Consider the following 22,489-nt stretch of genomic DNA (forward strand, 5'->3'; position numbering starts at 1 on the left):
GCCTCCACGGCAGGTCGTCGCCGACGACGTGAATCAGCCGCCCAGCTCGTGCAGCCACTGGTCCACGACGTCCACGGTCTGCAGGTGGCTGGCCTCGTAACCGAAGCCGTGTCCCGTGTCGGGCATCTCCTTGTAGGTGACCTTCGAGCTGGAGGTGTAGCGCTCCGCCTGGATCCGCAGGGCGGGGGGCGGGAACAGCTCGTCCGTCGCACCGGCGATGATCAGCACCGGGACGGTCGTCTGCGAGACGCCGGTGTAGTCGGCCGTGATGCCGTCCCCGAAGGAGAGCAGGTCTCCGCACGGGTCGGACTCGCGGGGAACCGCCGCGCGGACCGCCTGCGAGGCGCTGCTGAACAGGATGCCCGCCGCGCCGTCGCCGAAGGGCGTGTAGTTCGCCGGCGCCCCCGGCGTGCTGTACAGGCCTGCCGCTGATTCGGCGCAGCGTTTCTCGGTGTCGGACACCTCCTCGGCGGCGAACGCCGCGGTCGTCTGATCGGCCCAGCCGAAATCGATCAGCCCGTCGATGTCGTGGAACGTGTAGGCCTCGATGGTGGCGGTGAGGCCACCCGCGGAATGACCGGCGAGGAACACCTTCCTGAAAGCGGGCGAGGCGGCGTCGGAGGAGTATTTGCCGTTGCGCAGTGCCTGCACGACCTGGTGGGCGGTGTCGGCCTGCGACCCGAAGCAGCTCCCCAGGCCCGGCGGCTTGTCGCTCGCGCCGTAGCCGAGCCGGTCGATGGTCACCGAGATGTGGCCCTTGCGCGCCTGCTGGTCAGCGTAGTCGTAGCCCGGGACACCCTTGAAGTTCCAGTAGAACTCGCCCTGGGTCACGGCATGCAGGTACAGGGTCGCCGCCTCCGGGTGGGCCAACGCTGCCCGGGTCGCCACTATGTGCCCGCGGATCATGTAGTTCCCACCGTCACTGACGCAGGCCACGCTGGTGTGGTTGGTGTTCTGGACAGGGAACGACACGGCGATCGACATCACAGCGTCATCGGTCGCGCTCGTCGAGGTGGATCGGCCGGCCCCGTGCGCCGACGCCGGAATGGCCAGAACCCCTGCCAGGGCCGCGCAGGACACTGCGGTCAAACTCTTGGAACGCATCTGGACTCCCACGGATAGTGACGCCTGCTCAGGCCAGGATTCGACTCACGCGGGCAGACGCTCGCTCGCGATCGAGCAACTACCGCCGCCGTCACGATGTGGCCCGCAGCTTCGAAATACGCTAAATAAATAGTCGCCGGCTGCCGGTGGCTGAATCGATGTCGTCCAGCGCGGCGCGGTGACAAATCCGTTTTCGGTGCGAGTACGGGCGCCGCACGTGGGCCGGTCGGCTCCACCTTACGACTCGTGAAGCTAGTCGATCGAGTGGCGGATGCGGCAGGTTCACAATCGTTTGCGCCATGCTTGTCTGATCAGAATCGAGTCGGTCTCGGTGCACCGAGGGCCTGCGGACTTGCCGCCGCGAGCAAGCGGGCCAGCTCTACGACCTCGAGATGCTCCAGGCGGTCGACTGCGTCGATGATCTCGGCGCACAATGCCTCACCGGCAAAAGGCTCTGCGAGCCAGCGGAACTTGTCGACGACGCGATCCCAGCTCATCGGCCGGGTCAAGGAGCCCTCGAAGTCGGACTGTGAACGGCTTAGGACTTCGCCGCCACGGAGGCTCAGGGTCACCCGTGCCTGCGTACGATCCGGGTACGCCGCCGTGAATTCCTCGGACGGGACGACAGCCACTCGGGTGAGCAGCTCCTGCACATCGGGCTGCCTGACCCGGGACGTCTCCAGTTGTGCGGGGCCGACCCCGCCATCGAGCAGGGCAACGGCGACCAGGTACTTGACGTTGTAATCGGCCTGCTCCTTGGTCCATGGGTGGTCCTTGTTGCCGTACTGTCCGCCGCCGGCGAAGTCGAAGGCTCCTTGGAACACATCGAGGACGACATGTTCGACGTCTGCTCCCTCGATCCCGTGTTCCTCCCGTAGCGCGAGAGTGGCGTCGATGATCACTTGGCCGTGGATCAGCGCGCAGTACTTCTTCAGATAGGTGTGCCCGGCAGCGTCGAGGCTTCGGTCGGCCGGCCGCAGGTCGAAGGTGCGACCGAGAAGCCGATCGAGCCCGTTGGGCCCCTCGAACAGCGCCCTGGGTCCGGTCACACCGCGCTGCGCGAGCATGGTGGCATACACCGCGCGCATGCCCGTGATGGCGGGTGAGACCCCTTTCCACATGGCGACAGGTTCAGCGTGTACGCCCGCGAGAGAGATGTTGTCGATGCTGGAGGCGCTGATGGCATCGGCCGTCCGGTCGACGTCCAACCCGAGGAGCTTGGCGGTACCCGCAGCCACCGACATGGCCAGTTGCAGCGCATGGTTCAGGCCTTGCGCCATGAGGGGCACCTCAGCGCTGAAGCGACATTGGACCTCGTACGCGACAGCCAACGCCAGAAGGAATTCAGCTCCGCCGGCCCGCGTGTGTTCCGCGACGGCCAGGACCGCACCGAGGTTGTCGGCGGGATGGCACAGGCCGCCCGGTGTCAGGTACGTGTCCAGCAGATCTGGATATCGGACCAGGACCGCGTTGAAGAACGCGGCCTGATCGACCGAAGCCTTGCCACCACCGATGAGTGTGGCGGTCGGCTTGCTGCTGAAATACCGCGCGTGAGCACGCACGGACGGCACCATTTCGCCATCGAGGGAACCGAGCGCGCAGGCGAGACTGTCGAGCAGGTTTCGCTTCATTGCACGCAGCGAATCCCCGCGCAGATCATCGTGAGCGGCGCAGACCACGAACTGTGCGAGGCGCTCCACCAGGTAACCGTCGCCTGTCATGATGCCCTTCTTCTTCCGCTGTGCCGTCTTCGGGAGTCCAGATGGAGTTTCTGGTCGCGTTGAGCACCGTCGTGCCCGAGGGGACCACCGACGGCGAGGTTCGTGATCGTTACGAACGTGAGGCCGTGCGAATTCGGGAACTGGCTGCCGGTGGCGCGGTTCTTCGACTTTGGCGGCCACCGCTCGAGCCCGGCGAGCGCGGAGCGTTGGGCTTGTTCGTGGCTAACGATCTCGCTGGCGTCAGAGCGGTCCTCGAGACACTGCCGCTGCACTCCTGGATGACGATCGAGATCACGCCACTTGGCGTGCACCCGAACGATCCGGCGCTGCGGGGGCCGGGTCAGTCGGTCGGTGGCGGAGAGACGTAGGGGAAGTGGTCCAGGAGCGGCCCGGCTTTGAGGCCGGAGCTGAAGTCCTCGTTGATGACCAACTTGATCATGTTGTCCGCCGCGTCCTCCACCAGGCCCTTGCCGTTCTTGACGCCGTGCCAGGGGTCCCACAGCGCGACCGTGCCGGGAGTGAAGGTGAGGACGTTGGGGAGCAGGGTGTCCGCCACCCAGGCGCCGTAGGCCAGCGGGGTCGCATAGCGGTGTGGAGAGTTGCCGTAAGTCCCGCGGGCCGCGACGACCGCTGTCACGGTGTCTCTGATCTGACCCCAAACTCCGGAGGCAGGGTCGGTAGCCGGGTTGGCAGGCCTGCCCACCAGGTCATGGCTCGGGCCGGTGGTGTTGGGGTCCACGTGCGCCGAGCCGATGCGGAAGTCCCAGTCGGTGTTGACGTTCGGCGCGGCGGCGCGCTGGAGCTGGAACCAGGCCCCGTGGCCCAGATCGTGGATCGCGGTGGTTGCCCAGTAGTTCACCGGGCCAGGGCCCGTGATCCGCACTGGCACCTCCAGCACGAAGGACCTGACGCTGGTGTTCATGAAATCGTTGTGGGCCGGGCCCAGGGCCGCGTAATCCGGGCTGGTTCCGGTCGCGAGGGCAGTCGTCGATGCGAGGGGGTACGGGAGGTAGTTGAAGAACGGGTCGCGGCGCTGCCCGGCGAAGAGCTTGATGCCGCCCGCGCAGTCGACCACCTCTCCGACGGGAGCGTCGGGGGGCGTGATGACCGTGCCCGCGGCAGTGCGGTCAGCGGCCGCGGCGCCAGTGAGCTGCTCGACCTTCACGTGCTGCGTGCCGTCGGCGCCGATCGGGAAGGTGGCGCGGAACGTGATGTCCTCGACGTGATCACCGTTGGTGTCGATCCTCAGCTCGTAGTAGCCCGCAGGGTTCCAGGGCGCGCCGGTCGTCGGCGAGGTGTTCATCCCGAATACCGTCCGTGGGCCGAACCTGTCCCCGGCACCTGCGAAGCAGAAGGCATCGGTGATGTCCAGGGTCGGGTCTACGGCGGCATCCAAGTGGTGGGACATTCCGCTCCTAGCTGGTCACGGTGGACTGGGGATAGGGATTACGAGACATCGGCTGCAGCGCGAGCGTGTAGAACCAGTTGTGGTACGGGGTTTCGTTCGTGGCGCCGAACTCGCCGTAGAACCAGAGGAACGGGAACTTGCGGGCATCCCAGCTCACGCGATCGGCCCGGCCGAATGCATGGATGAGTTCGTACCAGCCATCCGCGAACCCGCTCAGGATCGCGACACGGGTGGGGGCGCCACGCTCGGGAACGATCGACGCGTCGACCGTGGTGCCGTCGGTTGCCGTCATGCGCGGCCAGTGCGATTCGGCGGAGGCCAGGTGCGGATACCGGTAGAAGTCCTCGATGGGCACGGCCTTGATCCCCGCCGGCAGCAACAGCCGGGTCCCCGCAGTGAGCAGTGGGCCGTTGTATCGACGCTCCACCTCGCGTTCCAGATCACCGAATGCATCCGACCCGCTTCTCGGCCGAGCCGCCGTGGCGGCCGGAGCGGCGGTGACAGGCGCGACCCGGTAGAGCACCGGGACGGCTATCAGACCGCCGAGGAGGCTACGCCGACTCGGCCCCGCCTCGCCCAGGCCCCCGGGGCGTTCGTCTGCTGAATGTTTCGGCTTGCCGCGCACGACCTTCATCCGTGTCCTTCCTGCGGTGGTCGGGACTCGCCCGACGCCGTAGCTCCACGGTCGCGTTCTCACGCAGGTCGTTGCACCCGGCAAACCCCCGGGCCCGACCCGGGTCCGACGCGATCAGGGGTGCTTACCCGGTGGATCAGGTGACGGGACGGCGGAGAATCGGCCGCAGGTCCTCCAGCACAGAGGGGTCCTCGATCGTCGAAGGCACCGTCGTCTCCTTGCCGTCGGCGATGTCGCGCATCGTGCGGCGCAGGATCTTCCCCGACCGGGTCTTCGGCAGCCCGGCCACGAAATCGATGTCCTTCAGCGAGGCGACCGCACCGATCTGGTCGCGTACCAACTGCACCAACTCGGCCCGCAGCAGACCTTCCTCGGCGCGGGCATTGGCCTTGAGGACCACGAACCCGCGCGGGATCTGACCTTTCATCAGGTCGGCGACGCCGACGACCGCACACTCGGCCACCGCCGGATGCGCGGTGAGGACCTCCTCCATCCCACCGGCGGACAACCGGTGTCCGGCCACGTTGATGACATCGTCGGTGCGGCCCATCACGAACAGGTAGCCGTCCTCGTCGAGGTGGCCACCGTCGCCGGTCAGGTAGTAGCCCTCGAAGGTCGACAGGTATGAGGCGATGAAGCGCTCGTCGTCGTTCCACAACGTGGGCAGTGCGCCGGGCGGTAGCGGCAGCCCGATCGCGATCGAGCCCTCGGTACCGGCCCCGACCGGCGCACCCGCGACGTCGAGCACACGCACGTCCCAACCCGGCAGGGCCACTGTCGGGGAACCGGGCTTGATCGGCAGCAGCTCCAGCCCCGCCGGGTTGGCCACGATCGGCCAGCCGGTCTCGGTCTGCCACCAATGATCGATCACCGGCACACTGAGCAGTTCGCCGGCCCATCGGTAAGTCTCCGGGTCCAGCCGTTCACCGGCCAGGAACAGGTAGCGCAGGCCGGACAGGTCGTACCGGCCTACGAGATCGCCTGCTGGATCGACCTTTCGGATCGCGCGCAACGCGGTCGGAGCGGTGAACATGACCTTCACGCCGTACTCGGCCAGGACCCGCCAGAACTGCCCGGCGTCCGGGGTGCCGACCGGTTTTCCCTCGTAGAGCACGGTTGTGGCCCCGACCAGCAATGGTGCGTAGACCAAGTAGGAGTGCCCGACCACCCACCCGACGTCCGAGGCGGTGAACATGACCTCGCCCGGACCGACGTCATAGATGTTTGCCATCGACCAGGCCAGCGCCACCGCGTAACCGCCGCAGTCGTGCCCGACGCCTTTCGGCCGCCCGGTCGTGCCCGAGGTGTAGAGGATGTACAGCGGATCGGTGGCCGCTACCGCGACACATTCGGCCGGCGCCGCGCCGGCCATCACCGTCGACCAGTCCAGGTCGCCGGGCCCCAGGATCGCCGGGGCCTGCGGGCGCTGCAGGATCACCGATGCCGCCGGGGCGTGTGTCGCGAGCCGCAGAGCCTGCTCCAGCAAGGGTTTGTACTCGATGACGCGGCTGCCTTCGACCCCGCAGGAGGCGGACACGACGACCTTCGGCCGCGCGTCGTCGATGCGTGCGGCCAGCTCGCGCGGGGCGAAACCGCCGAACACCACTGAGTGCACCGCGCCGATGCGCACGCACGCCAGCATCGCGATCACGGCCTGCGGGACCATGGGCAGGTAGATGACGACCCGGTCGCCCCGGCCGACGCCCAGGCCCCGCAGCACACCGGCGAACAATGCGACCTGCTCCCGCAGCTCGACGTAGGTGCAGCTCGCGCGAGTACCTGTGACGGGTGAGTGATGGATCAGCGCCGGCTGATCACCCCGTCCGGCTTCGATGTGACGGTCCAACAGGTTGTGGCACACATTCAGCCGCCCGTCGGGGAACCACCTGAAGAACGGCCGCGCTGAGCTGTCCAGGGCTCGGGTGGGCTCGAGGTCCCAGTCGATGGAGCCGGCCGCATCCAACCAGAACCGTTCGGGGTCCGCACGGCTCGCCTCGAGGACATCTGCGAAACCCGGCACCGCCCTCACCCCACGCCGGCCTCGGCGGAGTCGGCTCCGACCAGGACCACGGTGTTGCCGTGCCCGAGTCGGCCGTCCCCCATGTCCTGGTGGATCTGACCAACCTCGGTGAACGCCCGCACGTCGCCGAGGCACGGGTCGACGCGCCCGGCCCGGACCAACTCGTTGTAGGCACGGGCCTGGATGTCGTTGGTGCCGTGCGACCCCTGCAGCCGCTTCTGCCGCACCCAGTGGTGCCGCAGGTCGACCACTGCCGAATAGCCCGTGGTGCCCGCGCAGATCACGACCATTCCGCCCGCGTCGCAGACGAAGATCGAGGTGGGGACGGTGTCCTCACCCGGGTGCTCCACCACTATCCGCGGGCTGCGTTTGGAGCCGACCACCTCCCAGAGCCGCTTGCCGAAAGCCCGGGCCGAGGCCGACCACTGCTTCTGACCCGCCTCGTCGGTCCAGTGCGGCGGAGTCCCCCAATGGTCGAAGTCCCGACGGTCGATCCAACCGACCGCGCCGAGCTTCTCGCAGTAGGCACCCTTCTCCGCATCGGAGACCACTGCGACGGGAAGCGCACCGGCCTCGCGCGCCAACTGGATCGCCTGACTGCCGACCCCACCGGACCCGCCCCACACCAGAACCACGTCGTCACGCTCGACGGTGTGCCCGGCCCAGCCGTGCAGCATCCGGTAGGCGGTGGCGCCGACCAGCGTCGGCGCCGCGGCGGCGGCCCAGGTCAGGTGTTCGGCCTTGGGCAGGACCTGGTGGGCCTGGGCCAGGCAGAACTGGGCAAAGGAACCGAAGTTCGTGTTGTAGCCCCAGATCCGCGCAGTGGCGCCAAGCATCGGATCCCCGCCGCGGCGCACCTGCGGATCGGTCGGATCCCAGTACCCCGGATGCACCACCACGTGGTCGCCCACCCGATGGCCTTCCACACCGCCGCCGAGTGCCCACACGATTCCCGAGGCATCCGAACCACCGATATGGAAGTCATACGGTTCACCGGCCCGCTGACGCTCCGCAATCACATCGATCGGCACACCCCGCGCGGCCCACACGTTGTTGAAGTTGATCCCCGCGGCCATCACAGCGATGAGGACCTCGCCGGGGCCCGGCATGGGCGTGGTCAACTGCTCGACCTGGAAGGCGGTCCGCGGTTCACCCAACCGCTCGGTGCGCAGCACCTGGGCGGACATCAACTCGGGAATGATCCCGAGTTCCGGCAACGAGCCGGCAGCAACAGCCTCGATCATCCTCGGGCCCCGGTCACGGGACCTTCGCGGCCAGGACGTCGGCGGGGAGGATCTCCGGCGCGACGGCCAGTAGGCGCTCGGCGTTGGCCATCAGCGCGGCGGCGATGCGACCGGTCAGATGGTCCTGGCGGGCGGCCTCGTCGGGGAACGCGTCCACGATCCAGAACGTCGTCTCGTCGGTTCGCAGCGCGAGCCAGACGATCGTTCCGGCCTCCTCGTTGGCCAGCCCGATCGCCCCGGCGACGAAGCCGGCCACTTCCTCGGCCGTCTCCGGTTTGGCGACCAGCTTGACGACGAAGGAAACGTTGAGGGTCGGGGTAATTGTCGTCACGGGTTCTCCTCCGGTCAGCCGCCGCGTGGTTCGACGGCCCGTCCCTCCGACGCTAGGGGTCGCGAGGGCCCCTCTCCAGTGGCGTATGCGCCTGCTTCACCATCATTTGCGTCATCGTCATCGAGCTGGTGGCTGATCGCTGCCGGGGGGGAATAAGGTACGCGCGAAACCCGTCTTCGACTGGGCGGGGACGGAACTTCGGCGAGCCCCGTGGGCGTCGGAACCTCCCACGGAGACCTCCTGACCAGGCTAATCAAGGACGGTCCGGCCATGCTGTTCGGAAGGCACAACGAGAGCGCGACCCTAGACGGTCTGATCGCGGAGGCACGCGCCGGGCGCAGTCAGGTGCTCGTCGTGCGCGGCGAGGCCGGGATCGGCAAGACAGCGCTGCTCGACCAACTCGAGTCGCGCGCCGTCGGGTTCCGGATCGTGCGATCCTCCGGCGCCGAGGCCGAGATGGAGCTCGCCCATGCCGGACTCCATCAGATCTGCGGCCCCTTCCTCGACCGGCTCCACCGCCTGCCCGACCCGCAGCGGATCGCGTTGAGCAAGGCGTTCGGGCTCGTCGGCGGGGAGGCGCCGGATCGCTTCCTGGTTGGGCTCGCGGTGCTGGACCTCCTGGCGGACCGCGCCGAGGAGCGGCCGCTGATCTGCCTCGTCGACGACGCGCAGTGGCTTGACCGGGCGTCCGCGCAGACACTTGCCTTCGTAGCACGCCGCCTCATGGCAGAGCGAGTCGTCCTCGTCCTGGCGATGCGGGAGCCCGGCGACGATCGCGACTTCCGCGGCCTACCCGAACTCACGGTCACTGGCCTGGGTGAAGTCGAGGCCGGGCGTCTGCTGGACTCGGTGGTCAAACGGCCGATGGATGCTCGCGTCCGCGACCGGATCATTGCCGAGACCCGCGGCAATCCACTTGCGCTGCTCGAATTGCCACGTGCCTGGACCGCCGCCGAGCTTGCGGATGGATTCGAGCGACCGGATCCGTTGGTCAGCCGCATCGAGCAGAGCTTCGTGCGGCGATTGTCGGCGCTGCCGGAGGACACGCGGCGTCTGCTCGTGGCTGCGGCTGCGGAACCACTCGGCGACGCAACTCTGCTGTGGCGCGCCGCCGCACTGCTGGGGCTCGGCCCGAACGCGGGCGACGCTGCCGAGGCGGCGGGGTTGATTCAGTTGGGCTCCCGCATTCGCTTCCGGCATCCGTTGGTCCGCGCGGCCGCCTATCGCCGCGCGTCCACCGAGATACGACAGGCAGCACACCGTGCGCTGGCGGAGGCGACCGACGCGGACGTCGACCCCGACCGGCGTGCTTGGCACCGCGCGCACGCATCTCCGGTACCCGACGAACAGATCGCGGCTGCGCTCGAATTGTCAGCGGCACGAGCGCAATCCCGCGGTGGCCTGCTGGCCGCCGCCGCTCTGTTGGAACGTGCAGCGAGTCTCACACCCGACTCCGACCGGCGAGCAGACCGCGAGCTCGCCGCAGCCTGGCGCAAGCGCGGTGGCGGCGCGCTCGATGCAGCTCTCGCGCTGCTGGCCGCGGTCGAAGCCGGCCCGGCCGACGAGTTGCGCACTGCCGAGGCGAAGCATCTGCGGGGACGAATCGCCTTCGACCAGCGCCGAGCCACCGAGGCCGTTCCCGTCCTGGTCGACGCCGCCCGACAACTCGAGCCGCTCGATCGCGAATTGGCCCAGGAGGCGTACCTCGACGCGCTCGGTGCCGCGGTTTTGTCGAGCACGACGGACGACGCGGCCGGCGCCGTCGCGGCAGCCGCCCGGGCCGCGGCCACGATCCGTCCGGAGCCGCGGGTCACCGACCTGGTCCTCGACGCGTTGGCCACGCGATTCATCGACGGCCACGCCGCGGCTGTGCCATCCCTGACTCGAGCCTTGGACAGCGTTCGGAACATCGATCACCGCGGCGAGGACGTGAGCCGGTTGCTCTGGCTGGGCAGCGACCTGTTCACCGGGTACCTCGCCTCCGAGCTGTGGGACTTCGAAGCCGGGCGCTGCCTGGCACAGGCACAAGTTCAACGGGCTCGGGACGCCGGAGCGCTGGTGCAGTTGCAGTTCGCGGTCAACGCGCTCGCGGTCGTCGAGTTGCTGGCGGGACGGTTGACTGATGCCGCCGTACTGATCGACGAGGACCGAATGGTCTCCGATATCACCGGCAATCGCCCGGTCGGCTACGCGGCGACGCTGCTTGCTGCCCTGCGCTGCACCGGCGATGGGGCCTCGCGGCTGATCGCCGCCGTTCGCGATGAGGCCCTGGCATTGGGCGAGGGGCGGATCGTCAACTTCGCCGGCTACGCCAGTGCGGTGCTGAACAACGGCCTCGGTCGGCACGACATCGCGGTGAAGGCCGCCCGCGAGGTCTTCGACCGTGATGCCGTGGGCGGCTACTCGATGATGGTGGTCTCCGAGCTTGCCGAGGCGGCCTCGCGGACCGGGGACACCGACCTGGTGACGGCCGCCTCGCAGCGGATGTCGGCGCGTTCCGCTGCCACGCCGACCGATTGGGCACTGGGTATGGCAGCCCGGCTCCGCGCGATCCAGGGCGGCCCAGACGTGGCCGCGTCGTTCCGCGAGTCGATCGAGCACCTGGACCGCGCGGGTCTGCGCACGGAGGTTTCCCGGGGTCGCCTCCTGTACGGCGAGTGGCTGCGCCGCACCGGTGAGCGGACCGAGGCACGTGAGCAGCTACGCGCCGCGCACGAGACGCTGCTGGCCATGGGGGCCACGGGCTTCGCCGAACGAGCCCGGCGGGAGCTCGTCGTGATGGGCGAGAAAACACTTCAGCGCAGCATCGAGACCACCGAGGAGCTGACTGTGCAGGAGTTCCACATCGCCCGCTTCGCCCGCGACGGCCTGTCCAATGCCGAAATCGGTACCCGTCTCTTCGTCAGCCCGCGGACCGTCGAATGGCATCTCGGGAAGGTCTTCGCCAAGCTCGGCATCTCCTCACGCAGACAGCTGCGGAACTCGGTGCTCGACTTCCCTCCCGATCAGCCACCCGACTGACCCGTCAGCGGCCCGCGCTCTGCCCGCCGTCGACATGCAAGATCTCGCCAGTGACGAAGGGTGCGTCCTGCAGGTAGAGGACGCCGTCGACGATGTCGCTGATCATGCCCATGCGGCCGATCGGGTGCATCCCGGCCATGACCTCGAAATTCTCCGGCGAGTGCATCGGGGTCTGGATGATGCCGGGCGCGACGGCATTGACTCGCACGCCCCGTCTGGCGAACTCGATGGCCAGCGACTTGGTCGCCGACTGCAGACCGCCCTTGGTGAGCGAGGCCAGTACCGAGGGCACCATGCTGCTCGCGTTGTCGACCAGGCTGGTCGTCACCTGCACGACAAGGCCGCCGTCGCCCTGGCGCAGCATCTGCGCGATGGCCAGCTGAGTGGTGGTGAAGAAGCCGGTGAGATTGACTGCGATCAGGGCCTGGTACTCCTCGGCCGTGTAGTCGGTGAACGGCTTGGCGATGAAGATCCCCGCGTTGTTGACGAGCGTGTCCACCCGGCCGAATTCCCGTACGGCATTGTCGATCACGTTGCGCGCCGTGGCCGGGTCGGCGATGTCACCGGGCACGGCGAGGATGTCCGCGTCGCCGGATGCCTGGATCGAGCGGGAGTTGGCGACGACGGCCCAACCCCGTTTGCGGTAGGCCTCCACCAGCGCGGCGCCGATGCCCTGGGACGCGCCGGTGATGACGGCAACTCGTTGGTCGACGGTGGTCATGATGTGGTCTCCTGGTTCGGCACGCCGAGGAAGGGGAATTCCGCTCGCAGGTCCGCGTGCGGTTTGACGCCGCTGGAGCTGAATTTTCCGTTGGTCAGGTAGGCGGTTCGGGCCGCGAACACGTCGTCGGTGAGGACGCGCCCGTTGGGATAGCCGGCGGGCCGGCTGCGGTCGTAGCCGAGGATGTCCGGCAGCAGGGTCAGCGCTGCCGAGTACGCGGCGGATGTCTCGTAGCCGTGTTCCTGAAGCAGCTTGGACAACGGCTCGAGGTAGAGCTGAACGTCGTCGGCCGGGTGACCGGCGTTGAAGTCGTTCTTCGCCTCGTCGGCGATGACGATCGGGTTCATCGACGGATGGCCGTCGCGCTCGACCTGCACGAGCTTGCCGTCGCGGCGCACGCTTACCGTGGCCCAGAGCCCGATCACCGGGCCGGCACCCAGCATGTCGTTGGGGACCTCCAGGGCGATGCTCAGCACGTTCTTGCCCGCGAAGGTGTCGACACCGGTCCATTCGAAACCGTGGAGGAAGCCTTCGGCGTCGGCGAAGAACGGGTCGCTGCGCACTCCGAAGAACAACCGGCAACGGCTCGTCTCGACCGGGTCCGCGTTCGCGTCGAGGCCGACCGGGGCGGCCGCGATGAGCACTGCACCAGTGGGCTCCGGTTCGCGGGCCTGGCTGCCGGTGGCGTAGTACGCGGTCGCGGTCTGCCTGCCGCCCTGTGGTTCGGAGAACACGAAGCTGAACGCCACATCGGCCTGCACGTCGGCGTCGTTGTCGATGTGGATGCGGTAGACCGCGTCCGGGTGGAACTCCGAGCCGGTCATGAACGGATTGGCGTCGAGGATGAGCACGGTCCGGTCCGGGTCGTCCGGCGCGGGAAACACGAACAGGTCGGTGAGGTCCAGACGCGCGTCGTCCTCGGGGAATTTCAGATTGGCGGCACTGAAGTGGTTCGACATGTGCCGCAGCCTCGTGCCCGCGGCTGCCCGGGCGCACCCGGGGAATGCCCGGGCATTCCCCGGGCCTGGGCCGTACGGCGAACCGGGAAGTATCTGCCGTGGGGCCGGCGCCGTCGACCCGAGCAGCTGAATCGAGGGGGCACCCGGCGATGGAGTATCTCGTCACGATGACGACGCTGGTTCCGGACAAAACCACGGACGAGGCGGTTGAGCAGATGCGGAGCCGCGAGGCGGCCCGGGCGCGCGAGCTTGCCGCGCAGGGCAACCTGTTGCGCTTGTGGCGACCTCCGTTGCAACCGGGCGAATGGCGCACGATCGGGCTGTTCGCCGCCAACGACGAGGTCGAACTGGAGAAGGTGCTCGCCTCGATGCCGTTGCGTGTCTGGCGCTCCGATCAGGTTGTCGTCCTCGGGGCCCATCCCAACGACCCGCCGCCGTCCCACGCGGGCGGTGGCACCGACTTCCTGACCACGTTCACCGTGACGATTCCCGAGGATGTCGATCCCGCGGAGCTGGACCGGATCAAGGCCGGCGAGGCCGAGCGGACGCGCGAGCTCGCCGCGCAGGGAAACCTCGTCCGGCTGTGGATGCTGGCGCCCACGCCGGCGAGCTGGCGGGCGCTGGGTCTGTGGCGGGCCGAGGACGCCGAGCAGCTCGCGGCGATGCTCGCCTCCCTGCCCATGGACAAGTGGATGACGACGGACCCGACCCAGCTCAGCGAGCACCCGAGCGATCCGGCCGCGGCCGCGGTGTGAACGACCCGGCGTCGGCCGGGGGTGGACCCGGGTGTGGTTCCATCCCTTGGCCCGAGACGGTGGCTGGGCATCGGATCACCGATGCTCAGCCACTCAACGGGACGGAGACCCCCATGCCACGCATCACCGTCGGCGCCGAGAACAGCGCCGCGATCGAGATCCACTACGAGGACCACGGTTCCGGTCGACCGGTCGTGCTGATCCACGGCTATCCACTGAACGGCGCGTCGTGGGAGAAGCAGGAGCGGGTCCTGCTGCAGGCCGGGTACCGAGTGATCACCTATGACCGGCGCGGCTTCGGCAAGTCCAGCCAACCCACCGTGGGTTACGACTACGACACGTTTGCCGCCGACCTGAATGCCCTGGTCGAGCATCTCGACCTGAACGATGTCGTCCTGGTCGGTTTCTCGATGGGCACCGGAGAGGTGGCTCGCTACCTGGGCGCCTACGGCTCGGCCCGCGTCGCGAAGGCCGTTCTCCTCGGGGCGATCCCACCGTTCCTGCTGCGGACCGGCGACAACCCGGACGGGGTCGACGGATCGGTGTTCGACGACATCAAGGCGGCCGTCGTGAACGACCGGCCCGCCTATTTCAAGAACTTCCTCGACAACTTCTACAACGTCGACGTGCTGGGCGGCACCCGGATCAGTGAGCAGGCCTGGCAGAACAGCTTCACCCTCGCCATCGCCGCCTCGCCGTACGCCGCCCACGCCTGCGTGGACACCTGGCTGACCGACTTCCGCGACGACCTGTCGAAGATCGACGTGCCGACGTTGCTGATCCACGGCGACGCGGACCGGATCCTCCCCTACGCCGCAACGGCCGCACGCATACCGGGTCTGATCAAGGACCTCGAATTCGTCACCGTGGAAGGAGGCCCACACAACATCGCGTGGACCCACCCGGACGAGGTGAACAGTGCGTTGCTGGCCTTTCTCGCGAAGTAGCCTGACCCGCACCGAATGGATCAAGCTCGGCGGGATGACCTCGACGATCGTCGTCCTCAACGTGGTCGGCTGGGTCAGCCTCGCGGCGTTCCTCGCCTCCCACCAGCACACTCTGGGGACGAAGACTTTCGGCCTGGGCGTCGGGGTGAGCGCGTACACCTTGGGCATGCGGCATGCCTTCGACGCCGACCACATCGCCGCCATCGACAACACCACCCGCAAGCTGATCAGCGAGGAGAAGCGTCCGCTGTCGGTGGGTTTCTGGTTCTCCCTGGGTCACTCGACGGTGGTGCTCGTCCTGGCGTTCCTGCTGTCGCTGGGAATCAAGTCGCTGGTCGGCCCGGTGGCGGACGACAACTCCGGACTGCACCAGGTCGCCGGGTTGATCGGCACCTCCGTTTCCGGCGGGTTCCTGATCCTCATCGCCGGGATCAACATCGTCATCCTGCTGGGCATCCTCAGGGTCCTCCGCGCGATGCGGCGAGGCGAGTACGACGAGGCGGCTCTCGAGGAGCACCTGAACAATCGCGGCCTGATGAACCGCGTCCTGCGTCCGGTCACGAGGTCCATCACCCGACCGGGCCAGATGTACCTGGTCGGGGTGCTGTTCGGCCTCGGTTTCGACACCGCCACCGAGGTCGCGCTGCTGGTGCTTGCCTCGGAACGGGCCGTCGGTGGACTGCCCTGGTACGCGATCGCGTCGCTGCCGTTCCTGTTCGCCGCCGGGATGTGCCTGTTCGACACCGTCGACGGCACCTTCATGAACTTCACTTACGGCTGGGCCTTCTCCAAGCCCGTCCGGAAAGTGTTCTACAACCTGACGATCACGGGCCTGTCGGTGATCGTGGCCGGGTTCATCGGTGGGCTGGAGGTCCTGCAGGTGACCGCCGGCCGGCTGAACCTCACCGGCGGCCTGTGGGACTACGTGAACAACTTCGACCTGAACAAAGCCGGCTTCGTCATCGTCGGCCTGTTCGTCGTCACCTGGGTCATCGCGCTGTCGGTCTGGCGTTTCGCCCACGTCGAGCAGAAGTGGTCCGCCGCTCTGCGGGGCCCTGAATCTGCTCAGGTGTCAGGATCGGGTTGAGTCGGGGCGCGCGGCGCGACGTTCGAGTGCGCGCAGTGTCTCGGCGTTGGCGTAGCCGACGCGGGCTGCTATCGCCTCACTGCTCAGGCCGGTCGTCCGGCGCAGATGGGCGGCCCGCTCGAGCCGGATCCGGTGCACGATGTCCAACGGACTCATGCCGAGAACCTCGCGCGTGCGCCGTTCCAACGTGCGGCGACTGGTGCCGATCGCCCGTGTGGCCAGGCGGATGTCGAACGGCTTCTTCAGGTGGCGGCGCACGTAGCGTTCGAAGGCGAGCACTAGCGGATCCTCGTGCTGGAGATTGTCGTAGACGACGTAGGCAGACTGCGCGGGCCGTTCGTCGATGAGCAGCAGCCGGGCGACCTGGCCGGTGAGCTCCGGACTGATCGAACGCAGGATCGCCAACCCCAGATCGATGTGCGCGAAGGCGGCACCGGCGGTCAGCACCGGACCGTCGGCGACGACCATCCGCTCCAGGTCCAGTGACACACGCGGATAACGAGCACGAAAGGTCGGGGTGAGGAACCAGGTGGTCGTGGCCAACCGCCCGTCGAGGTGACCGGCCTCGGCGAGCGGGAACACCCCGGTGCAAGCGGCCGCCAACCGGGTGCGCTGGGAATCGAGGGAACGCAGGGCCCGGACCACCGCGCGGGTGTCCGGATGTTCCATGGCCTCCTCGGTGGCCGGCCCCGTGAAGGTGCCGAGGGTGGCCACCACCACGACGTCGAGATCCTCGAGTTCCCGAAGACTGCGGGTGGTCGGGATGACCATGCCGCTGGAGGTGGTCACCCGCCGCCGGACCCCGGCGATCGACAGCTCGATCGGTGGGATGGCCGCGTCGACCGAGGCTCGCACGATCTCGGCGGTGCCGATGATGTCTACCAGCGACGCGACCGCGGAACCGAAACAACCGTCGACGGCGATCAATCCGATACGCATGGCGCAAACGCTAGCGAACCGGGCGCATACGCCACTAGTTCCGCATCGGCTGCGGCCACTAGCTTCGGGCGCAGGACGAGAAGGGACGGGCACTCATGGCCATCGACTTCCGGCTCAGCCCGGAACAGCAGGCCCTGCAGGCGAATGCTCGCGAGTTCGCCCGGACCGTGCTGTCCGAGGTCCGTTCGGTCATCGACCCGCTGCCCAAACCTGAGGACCGGTTCTTCGCCACCCAACCCATGTACGCCCAGCTGGCAAAGGCCGGTTTCGTGCACGCGATGTTCCCCGAGGAGTACGGCGGGGGAGGCATGTCGACCCTGGATTTCGCCTTGGCCGCCGAGGAATTGACCGCCGTGGACATCAACGTGCCCACTACGCTGCTCGGCTGCGGCCTGGGCATGGAACCGATCCTCAGCTTCGGCACCGATGACCAGAAACGCCGGTTCGTCTCGGGGCTGCTGGAGGACCCGGAACACAATCTGGCCTCGTTCGCCGCCACCGAGACCATCGGAGGGGCGAACTTCGACAACCCCGCTCCCGGCGCGGGCGTCCGCACCCTGGCACGCCGCGAGGGCGACGAGTGGGTGATCAACGGCAAGAAGCACTTCACCAACAACGGCAGCGGATTCGACGGCACCGGCGCCTACCTCTACACCGTCGTGTGCCGCACCGACCCGGACAAACCCACCCCGGACTCACTCGCGGTCATCGTCGTGCCCGGCGACGCGCCCGGCATCGAACTGGTCGGCTACCTGGACACCGTCGGGCACCGCGCGGTCGCCTCACCGATCGTCCACTTCAACGACGTCCACGTGCCGGCGGGCAACATCCTCGGCAAGCCCGGGGACGGCCCCATGATCTGCCGGCAGACGTTCTCCTGGACCGCGGCCATCATCGGCGCCGCCTGCGTCGGGGTCATGCGCGCCGCGTTCGATCTGGCCTTCGAGTTCGCCAGGACCGACAAGCGCGGCGGCGACGTGTTCGTGATCGAGCACCAGAACGCCGGCTACATGCTGGCCGACCTGAAGATGCGCATCGAGGCCGCTCGATACCTGACTTGGAAGGCCTGCCACCAGTTCGACCTGGACCACTCCAGCGACGAACTGGCCATCATGACCAAGATCTACAGCTCCGAACTGTGCGTCCAGGTCGTCTACGACGCGATGCGTCTGGTCGGGGTCAACAGCTACAGCGACCTGAGCCCGCTGTCCGGACTCATCCAGGACGCCTTGTGCTTCCCCCTCTACGACGGCGGCAACATGGGCGTCCGCCGCCGACAACTGCACCGCACCTTCATGACACCCGGCTACGACTCCATGGCCTCGGCCGAAGCCCGATAGGGAGGCTCCGATGACCACGACCGACCAGACCATCGCCGAACGGGTCGAGGCGTTCCACACCCAGGTCCCGGGCCTGTTCCCCGCCGACGTTTGGGAGGTGATCGTCCAGGAGCAGAACGCCCACCGCGCAAGTGCTCCCGGAGCGCTGCCCGCCATCGGATCGCCCATGCCGGACGCCAATCTGCTCGATGCCCACGGGCGAGCCACAACACTGAGCGCGACGCGCGCCGGCCGCACCGCCGTGATCGTGCTCTACCGCGGCGCGTGGTGTCCTTATTGCAACATCACCCTTCGGGCGTACCAGGACGCGCTGGCCTCGGAGCTGTCCTCCCGCGGCGGCGTCCTGATCGCGCTGAGTCCGCAGAAGCCGGACGAGGCGCTGTCGCTTCAGGAGAAGAACGAGTTGGCGTTCCCCGTGCTTTCCGATCCTGGCAACCAGATCGCGGTTGCGCTCGGGGTGCTCACCGCGTTCGGCGCGGCCGCCCAGGCAGCGGTCGCCGGAGTCGGGATCGACGTCGCCGCAGGCAACGCCGACGGCACGGCAGGCATCCCGATGCCGACGGTGGTCGTGGTGGACGCGGCGGGCGAGATCCGCTGGATCGACGTCCATCCGGACTACACCACCCGCACGGAGCCGGCCGAAATCCTCGAACACCTGGCCGGGCTTCCTCGCTGAAGCTTCGTACGACCCGACGCGGATGGGCCACGAAAGCTCCGGCCCGGTGACGGTGCCTCAGGTTTCGCGGCCGGCCGGGTCGGCAACTGCCGGCCGTGATGCGCGGCTGGTAGCGGTACGACGTAGATCGAGGGTGCAGCTGTACTCCGGAGCCTGCGGCGGCAGGGCGCGCCGGCCGGTGACGAGACTTTGCCCGGGCGTGCTGACCTCGGGTTGGAAGCGGGCCGCGCGCCGGGCCTCCGCCTCTGCGGCGTTGATCGGATACCGGTCGTAGTCGCGTCCGCCCGGGTGGATCACGTGGTAGGTGAACCCGCCCAGCGACCGGTCGTTCCAGGTGTCGAGGAGTTCGATGGCCAGCGGTGAGTGGATGCCGATGGTCGGGTGCAGGGCCGAGGGTGGCGTCCGGGCACGGAACCGTACCCCGGCCACGACGGTGTCGGCGACGCGACACCGACCGGTCGGCAGCGGAATACCGTTGCAGAGCACGACGTGTCGACCGGGAACGACGCCGCTGGCCTTGATCTGGACCCTTTCACAGGAGGAGTCGACGTATCGGGCCGTGCCGCCGGCGGCGACCTCCTCGCCGAGCACGTGCCAGGGCTCGATGGCCGCGCGAACTTCCAGCCCGACACCGGCGACCACCACCGAGCCCAGGCGTGGGAAACGGAACTCGGCGAAGGGTTCCAACCAGGCCGGGTCGAAGGCGATGTCGTGGGCGTTGAGGTCGGCCACGACGTCAGCGACGTCGGCCAAGGCGTATTCGGGCAGCAGGAACTCGTCATGCAGTCGGGTACCCCAGCGGACCAGCGGTGCACGGTAGGGGTTCTCCCAGAAACGGGCTACCAGCGCTCGCACCAGGAGTGCCTGCACCAGGGACATGTCCGGGTGCGGTGCCATCTCGAAGCCCCGCAACTCGAGCAGACCCAGCCGGCCCCGTTCGCCGTCCGGGGAGTAGAGCTTGTCGATGCAGAACTCCGCGCGATGGGTGTTGCCGGTGATGTCCACCAGCAGATGGCGCAGCGCCCGGTCGACATGCCACGGGCGGGTGCCTTCCGGCTCGTCGGCCAGTGCGGCGAGTTCGGCGAAGGCAATCTCCAGTTCGTACAGGGATTCGTGCCGCGCCTCGTCGACGCGCGGTGCCTGGCTGGTCGGACCGACGAAGCGCCCGGAGAACAGGTAGGTCAACCCCGGGTGGTGCTGCCAGTAAGTCAGCATGCTGACGAGCAGGTCCGGTCTACGCAGCAGCGGACTGTCGGCCGGCCCGGCACCGCCCAGAGTCAGGTGCCCGCCGCCGCCGGTGCCGGTGCGGATGCCGTCCATCGCGAAGGTCTCCGCCGTAAGCCCGATCTCGGTGACCTCGGCGTGCAGAACCTCGGCGGTCTTGACCATCGCGGTCCAGTCGGCGGCCGGGTGGACGTTCACCTCGATCACACCGGGGTCGGGGGTGACCGACAGCGACTGCAACCGGCGGTCCCCGGTCGGGGAGTATCCCTCCAGCACGACCGGTACTCCCGCGGCGCGGGCCGCGTCCTCCACGACGGCCAGCAGTTCGGTACAAACGGCGGCATCGGGCAACGGGGGTAGGAAAACGAACAGGTGCCCGTCGCGTTCCTGAACGCACAACGCGGTGCCGGCAGCCCGATCCGGGGATACCACCTGCGCGGCGGGACGGTCTCCGGCCGAACCGGGCCCGACGTCCGGCAGTGGGAACAGCGGGGCGTACCCGGAGGGGGGCGGCGGTGGCGGGGGGGTGGACCAGGCCAGTGCGTCCAAGGGCAGGCGAAACCCGGCCGGGGAGGTGCCGGGGCGCAGGAAGACCGCGCCGCGGCGGGTGTTCCATCGGGTGGTGACCCAGCCGGAGTCGTCCTCGGCCCAGCTGAGTGGGATCGCCCACCCGACCGGCTCGCCGCGTTCGGCGTCCAGCGCGGCGACCAACGCAGCCCGTTCCTCGGCCTGCGCCGGGGCGATCGGCGGGAGGCCGGCGGGTTGCGCGCCCGACGGCAGCTGCGCCTCGGCCGCGAGCCGGTCCAGCGGGTCCTCGAACAGTGGGCTGACGCAGTCGGCGGCCACACCCAGATTCGCAGCGATGGCGGCGGTCAGGCCGGTCGCGGCCGCGGCCGGGGCCGACGGTGGGCCCCAGGGATCGGCCAGCAGTCCGGGGTCCGACCACAGCGGCTGCCCGTCGGTGCGCCAGGCGAGGGTGATCTGCCAACGGGGCAGCGGCTCACCGGGGTACCACTTGCCCTGACCGTGATGCAGGATCCCGTCGGGCGCCCACCGTTGCGCCAGTCGGCGGGCCAGTGCGGCGCCCAACCGTCGCTTGTCCTCCCCGTCGGCCGCGAAGCGCCACTGGGCGGACTCCCGGTCGGTGACGGACACGAACGTCGGCTCACCACCCATCGTCAACCGCACGTCGCCGGCTTGCAGACGTTGGTCGACCGACCGGCCGAGGGAGTGGATCGCCTCGACCTGTTCGGGCCGGTAGGGTCCGGCGGTCCGCGGGTCGGACCGGATGCGGTGCACGAGGTTGCTGTATTCGAAGGTCGCGACCGCGCGGCTGGTGGTGCCGCTGATGGGCGCTGCCTGCTCCGGGCGTGGTGCGCCGACCAACGGCAGATGGCCCTCCCCGGCCAGTAGTCCCGAGGTCGAGTCCAGGCCGATCCACCCGGCCCCCGGGATGAAGGCCTCCGCCCAGGCGTGCAGGTCGGTGAAGTCGCGCACCGGGCCTGCCTCGCCCTCGGGGGCGAGCTGGACCAGATATCCGGACACGAAGCGGGCGGCCAGGCCGAGGGTGCGCAGGGCGCCGACCAGTGCCCACGCGCTGTCGCGACAGGAACCCACGCCCAGTTCCAACGTGCGGTCCGGGGACTGGACGCCTTCGGGCAGGCGCAGCGAATACTCGATCGCCGCCGCCAGATGCTGGTTGAGGATGACCAGGAAGTCGACCGTCGGTACGTCCTTGGTGCCGGTCAACTCGATACCGGCCAGCCACTCCCGCAGCCGTGGACCGCTTCCGCCGCCGGCAGCATCCGGCTCCTGGACCGGCCGCAAGTACGGCTCAAGGTCTGCCATGAGTTCGGCGGGATAGTCGAAGGGCCAGTGGCGGGCGACGGGGTCGAGGAAGAAGTCGAAGGGGTTGATCACGGTCATGTCCGCGATCAGGTCGACGGTGAACTCCAGGAAGTCCGTGGGCTCCCGGAACACCACCCGGGCCGCGTGATTGCCGTAGATGTCCTGCTGCCAGTTGACGAAGTGCTCGGCCCCGTTGATGCGCAGGGCGTAGCCGCTGATCGGGGTGCGGCAGTGCGGGGCAGGCTTCAGACGGATCGTGTGCGGCCCGACCTCGACCGGCCGGTCGAACCGGTAGGTCGTGCGGTGCTCCAAGGCGACCCGAGCTGCCATGCCATACCCCTTTCCCGCGCCGGGCGCCCTGACGTCGGCCCAGGTTGGCAGCCGCACGTTTCCAACGGTTTACCGGAGCCCGCGGCGCCTGGCCTGCCGATCATTCGTGGGCTACCACCGGCGCAGCGCTTCATTCGCGCCGTCGGGTGCGGAACTACAGCTTTGCATCCACGCGGGGAC

At 68.5% G+C, this 22,489-nt stretch carries 18 protein-coding genes; 7 read left to right on the forward strand and 11 right to left on the reverse strand.

Annotation, left to right across the window (positions count from 1 at the left end; genetic code table 11):
• Positions 1–33 precede the first annotated feature (33 nt).
• Positions 34–1,104, reverse strand: a complete 1,071-nt coding sequence (locus VHU88_06130; protein ID HEX3611247.1) for an alpha/beta hydrolase — start codon at positions 1,102–1,104, stop codon at positions 34–36.
• A 311-nt stretch (positions 1,105–1,415) separates the two neighbouring features.
• Complete coding sequence (locus VHU88_06135; protein HEX3611248.1) at positions 1,416–2,825, reverse strand: MmgE/PrpD family protein; 1,410 nt, start codon at positions 2,823–2,825, stop codon at positions 1,416–1,418.
• A gap of 41 nt (positions 2,826–2,866) precedes the next feature.
• Between VHU88_06135 and VHU88_06140 the strand changes: the two genes are divergently transcribed.
• A complete protein-coding gene (locus tag VHU88_06140; GenBank protein HEX3611249.1) occupies positions 2,867–3,193 on the forward strand; it encodes a muconolactone Delta-isomerase family protein in 327 nt (108 codons plus the stop codon).
• Here VHU88_06140 and VHU88_06145 read toward each other — a convergent pair.
• The 5 genes from VHU88_06145 to VHU88_06165 all read right to left on the reverse strand — a co-directional run bounded on the left by VHU88_06145 (position 3,166) and on the right by VHU88_06165 (position 8,462).
• Positions 3,166–4,233 (reverse strand): DUF4331 family protein, encoded by a 1,068-nt coding sequence (locus VHU88_06145; GenBank protein HEX3611250.1) that lies wholly within the window; start codon positions 4,231–4,233, stop codon positions 3,166–3,168. The two genes, VHU88_06140 and VHU88_06145, sit on opposite strands and share 28 nt — an antisense overlap.
• 7 nt (positions 4,234–4,240) lie before the next feature.
• Positions 4,241–4,867: a hypothetical protein gene (locus tag VHU88_06150; protein ID HEX3611251.1), complete on the reverse strand. Its 627-nt coding sequence runs from the start codon at positions 4,865–4,867 to the stop codon at positions 4,241–4,243.
• Positions 4,868–5,003: 136 nt separating this feature from the next.
• The gene (locus VHU88_06155; GenBank protein HEX3611252.1) at positions 5,004–6,887 is read right to left on the reverse strand and encodes an AMP-binding protein; all 1,884 of its coding nucleotides are present in this window, start codon (positions 6,885–6,887) and stop codon (positions 5,004–5,006) included.
• 5 nt (positions 6,888–6,892) lie between these two features.
• A complete protein-coding gene (gene ccrA / locus VHU88_06160; protein ID HEX3611253.1) occupies positions 6,893–8,131 on the reverse strand; it encodes a crotonyl-CoA carboxylase/reductase in 1,239 nt (412 codons plus the stop codon).
• A 13-nt stretch (positions 8,132–8,144) separates the two neighbouring features.
• Complete coding sequence (locus VHU88_06165) at positions 8,145–8,462, reverse strand: antibiotic biosynthesis monooxygenase (protein HEX3611254.1); 318 nt, start codon at positions 8,460–8,462, stop codon at positions 8,145–8,147.
• Between the two features lie 270 nt (positions 8,463–8,732).
• On the opposite strand from VHU88_06165, the gene VHU88_06170 reads away from it, so the two are divergent.
• On the forward strand, positions 8,733–11,483 hold the full coding sequence (locus VHU88_06170; protein HEX3611255.1) for an AAA family ATPase: 2,751 nt from the start codon (positions 8,733–8,735) through the stop codon (positions 11,481–11,483).
• Between the two features lie 4 nt (positions 11,484–11,487).
• Here VHU88_06170 and VHU88_06175 read toward each other — a convergent pair whose 3' ends face one another.
• Entirely contained in the window at positions 11,488–12,204 is a 717-nt protein-coding gene (locus tag VHU88_06175) for an SDR family oxidoreductase (GenBank protein HEX3611256.1), read from the reverse strand.
• On the reverse strand, positions 12,201–13,163 hold the full coding sequence (locus VHU88_06180) for a DUF4331 family protein (GenBank protein ID HEX3611257.1): 963 nt from the start codon (positions 13,161–13,163) through the stop codon (positions 12,201–12,203). Before VHU88_06180 ends, VHU88_06175 begins: the two co-directional genes overlap by 4 nt.
• A gap of 149 nt (positions 13,164–13,312) precedes the next feature.
• Between VHU88_06180 and VHU88_06185 the strand changes: the two genes are divergently transcribed.
• The 3 genes from VHU88_06185 (at position 13,313) to VHU88_06195 (ending at position 15,952) form a co-directional block, all read left to right on the forward strand.
• Positions 13,313–13,918, forward strand: coding sequence for a muconolactone Delta-isomerase family protein (locus tag VHU88_06185; protein HEX3611258.1), 606 nt, complete (start codon positions 13,313–13,315; stop codon positions 13,916–13,918).
• Between the two features lie 113 nt (positions 13,919–14,031).
• Positions 14,032–14,865 (forward strand): alpha/beta hydrolase, encoded by an 834-nt coding sequence (locus tag VHU88_06190; protein HEX3611259.1) that lies wholly within the window; start codon positions 14,032–14,034, stop codon positions 14,863–14,865.
• A 34-nt stretch (positions 14,866–14,899) separates the two neighbouring features.
• On the forward strand, positions 14,900–15,952 hold the full coding sequence (locus VHU88_06195; protein ID HEX3611260.1) for a HoxN/HupN/NixA family nickel/cobalt transporter: 1,053 nt from the start codon (positions 14,900–14,902) through the stop codon (positions 15,950–15,952).
• On the opposite strand, the gene VHU88_06200 is transcribed toward VHU88_06195, so the two are convergent.
• Positions 15,938–16,891 carry a helix-turn-helix domain-containing protein gene (locus VHU88_06200; protein ID HEX3611261.1) on the reverse strand — a complete coding sequence of 318 codons (954 nt, stop codon included), beginning with the start codon at positions 16,889–16,891 and terminating at the stop codon, positions 15,938–15,940. The two genes, VHU88_06195 and VHU88_06200, sit on opposite strands and share 15 nt — an antisense overlap.
• Before the next feature lie 95 nt (positions 16,892–16,986).
• On the opposite strand from VHU88_06200, the gene VHU88_06205 reads away from it, so the two are divergent.
• The gene (locus VHU88_06205) at positions 16,987–18,231 is read left to right on the forward strand and encodes an acyl-CoA dehydrogenase family protein (protein HEX3611262.1); all 1,245 of its coding nucleotides are present in this window, start codon (positions 16,987–16,989) and stop codon (positions 18,229–18,231) included.
• 10 nt (positions 18,232–18,241) lie between these two features.
• Positions 18,242–18,907, forward strand: a complete 666-nt coding sequence (locus tag VHU88_06210; GenBank protein ID HEX3611263.1) for a peroxiredoxin-like family protein — start codon at positions 18,242–18,244, stop codon at positions 18,905–18,907.
• Positions 18,908–18,964: 57 nt separating this feature from the next.
• Here the strand turns inward: VHU88_06210 and VHU88_06215 are convergent, their stop codons facing one another.
• Complete coding sequence (locus tag VHU88_06215) at positions 18,965–22,309, reverse strand: transglutaminase family protein (protein HEX3611264.1); 3,345 nt, start codon at positions 22,307–22,309, stop codon at positions 18,965–18,967.
• Positions 22,310–22,489: the final 180 nt, after the last annotated feature.

It is taken from the genome of Sporichthyaceae bacterium, assembly GCA_036269075.1.
Taxonomy (GTDB): Bacteria; Actinomycetota; Actinomycetes; order Sporichthyales; family Sporichthyaceae; genus DASQPJ01.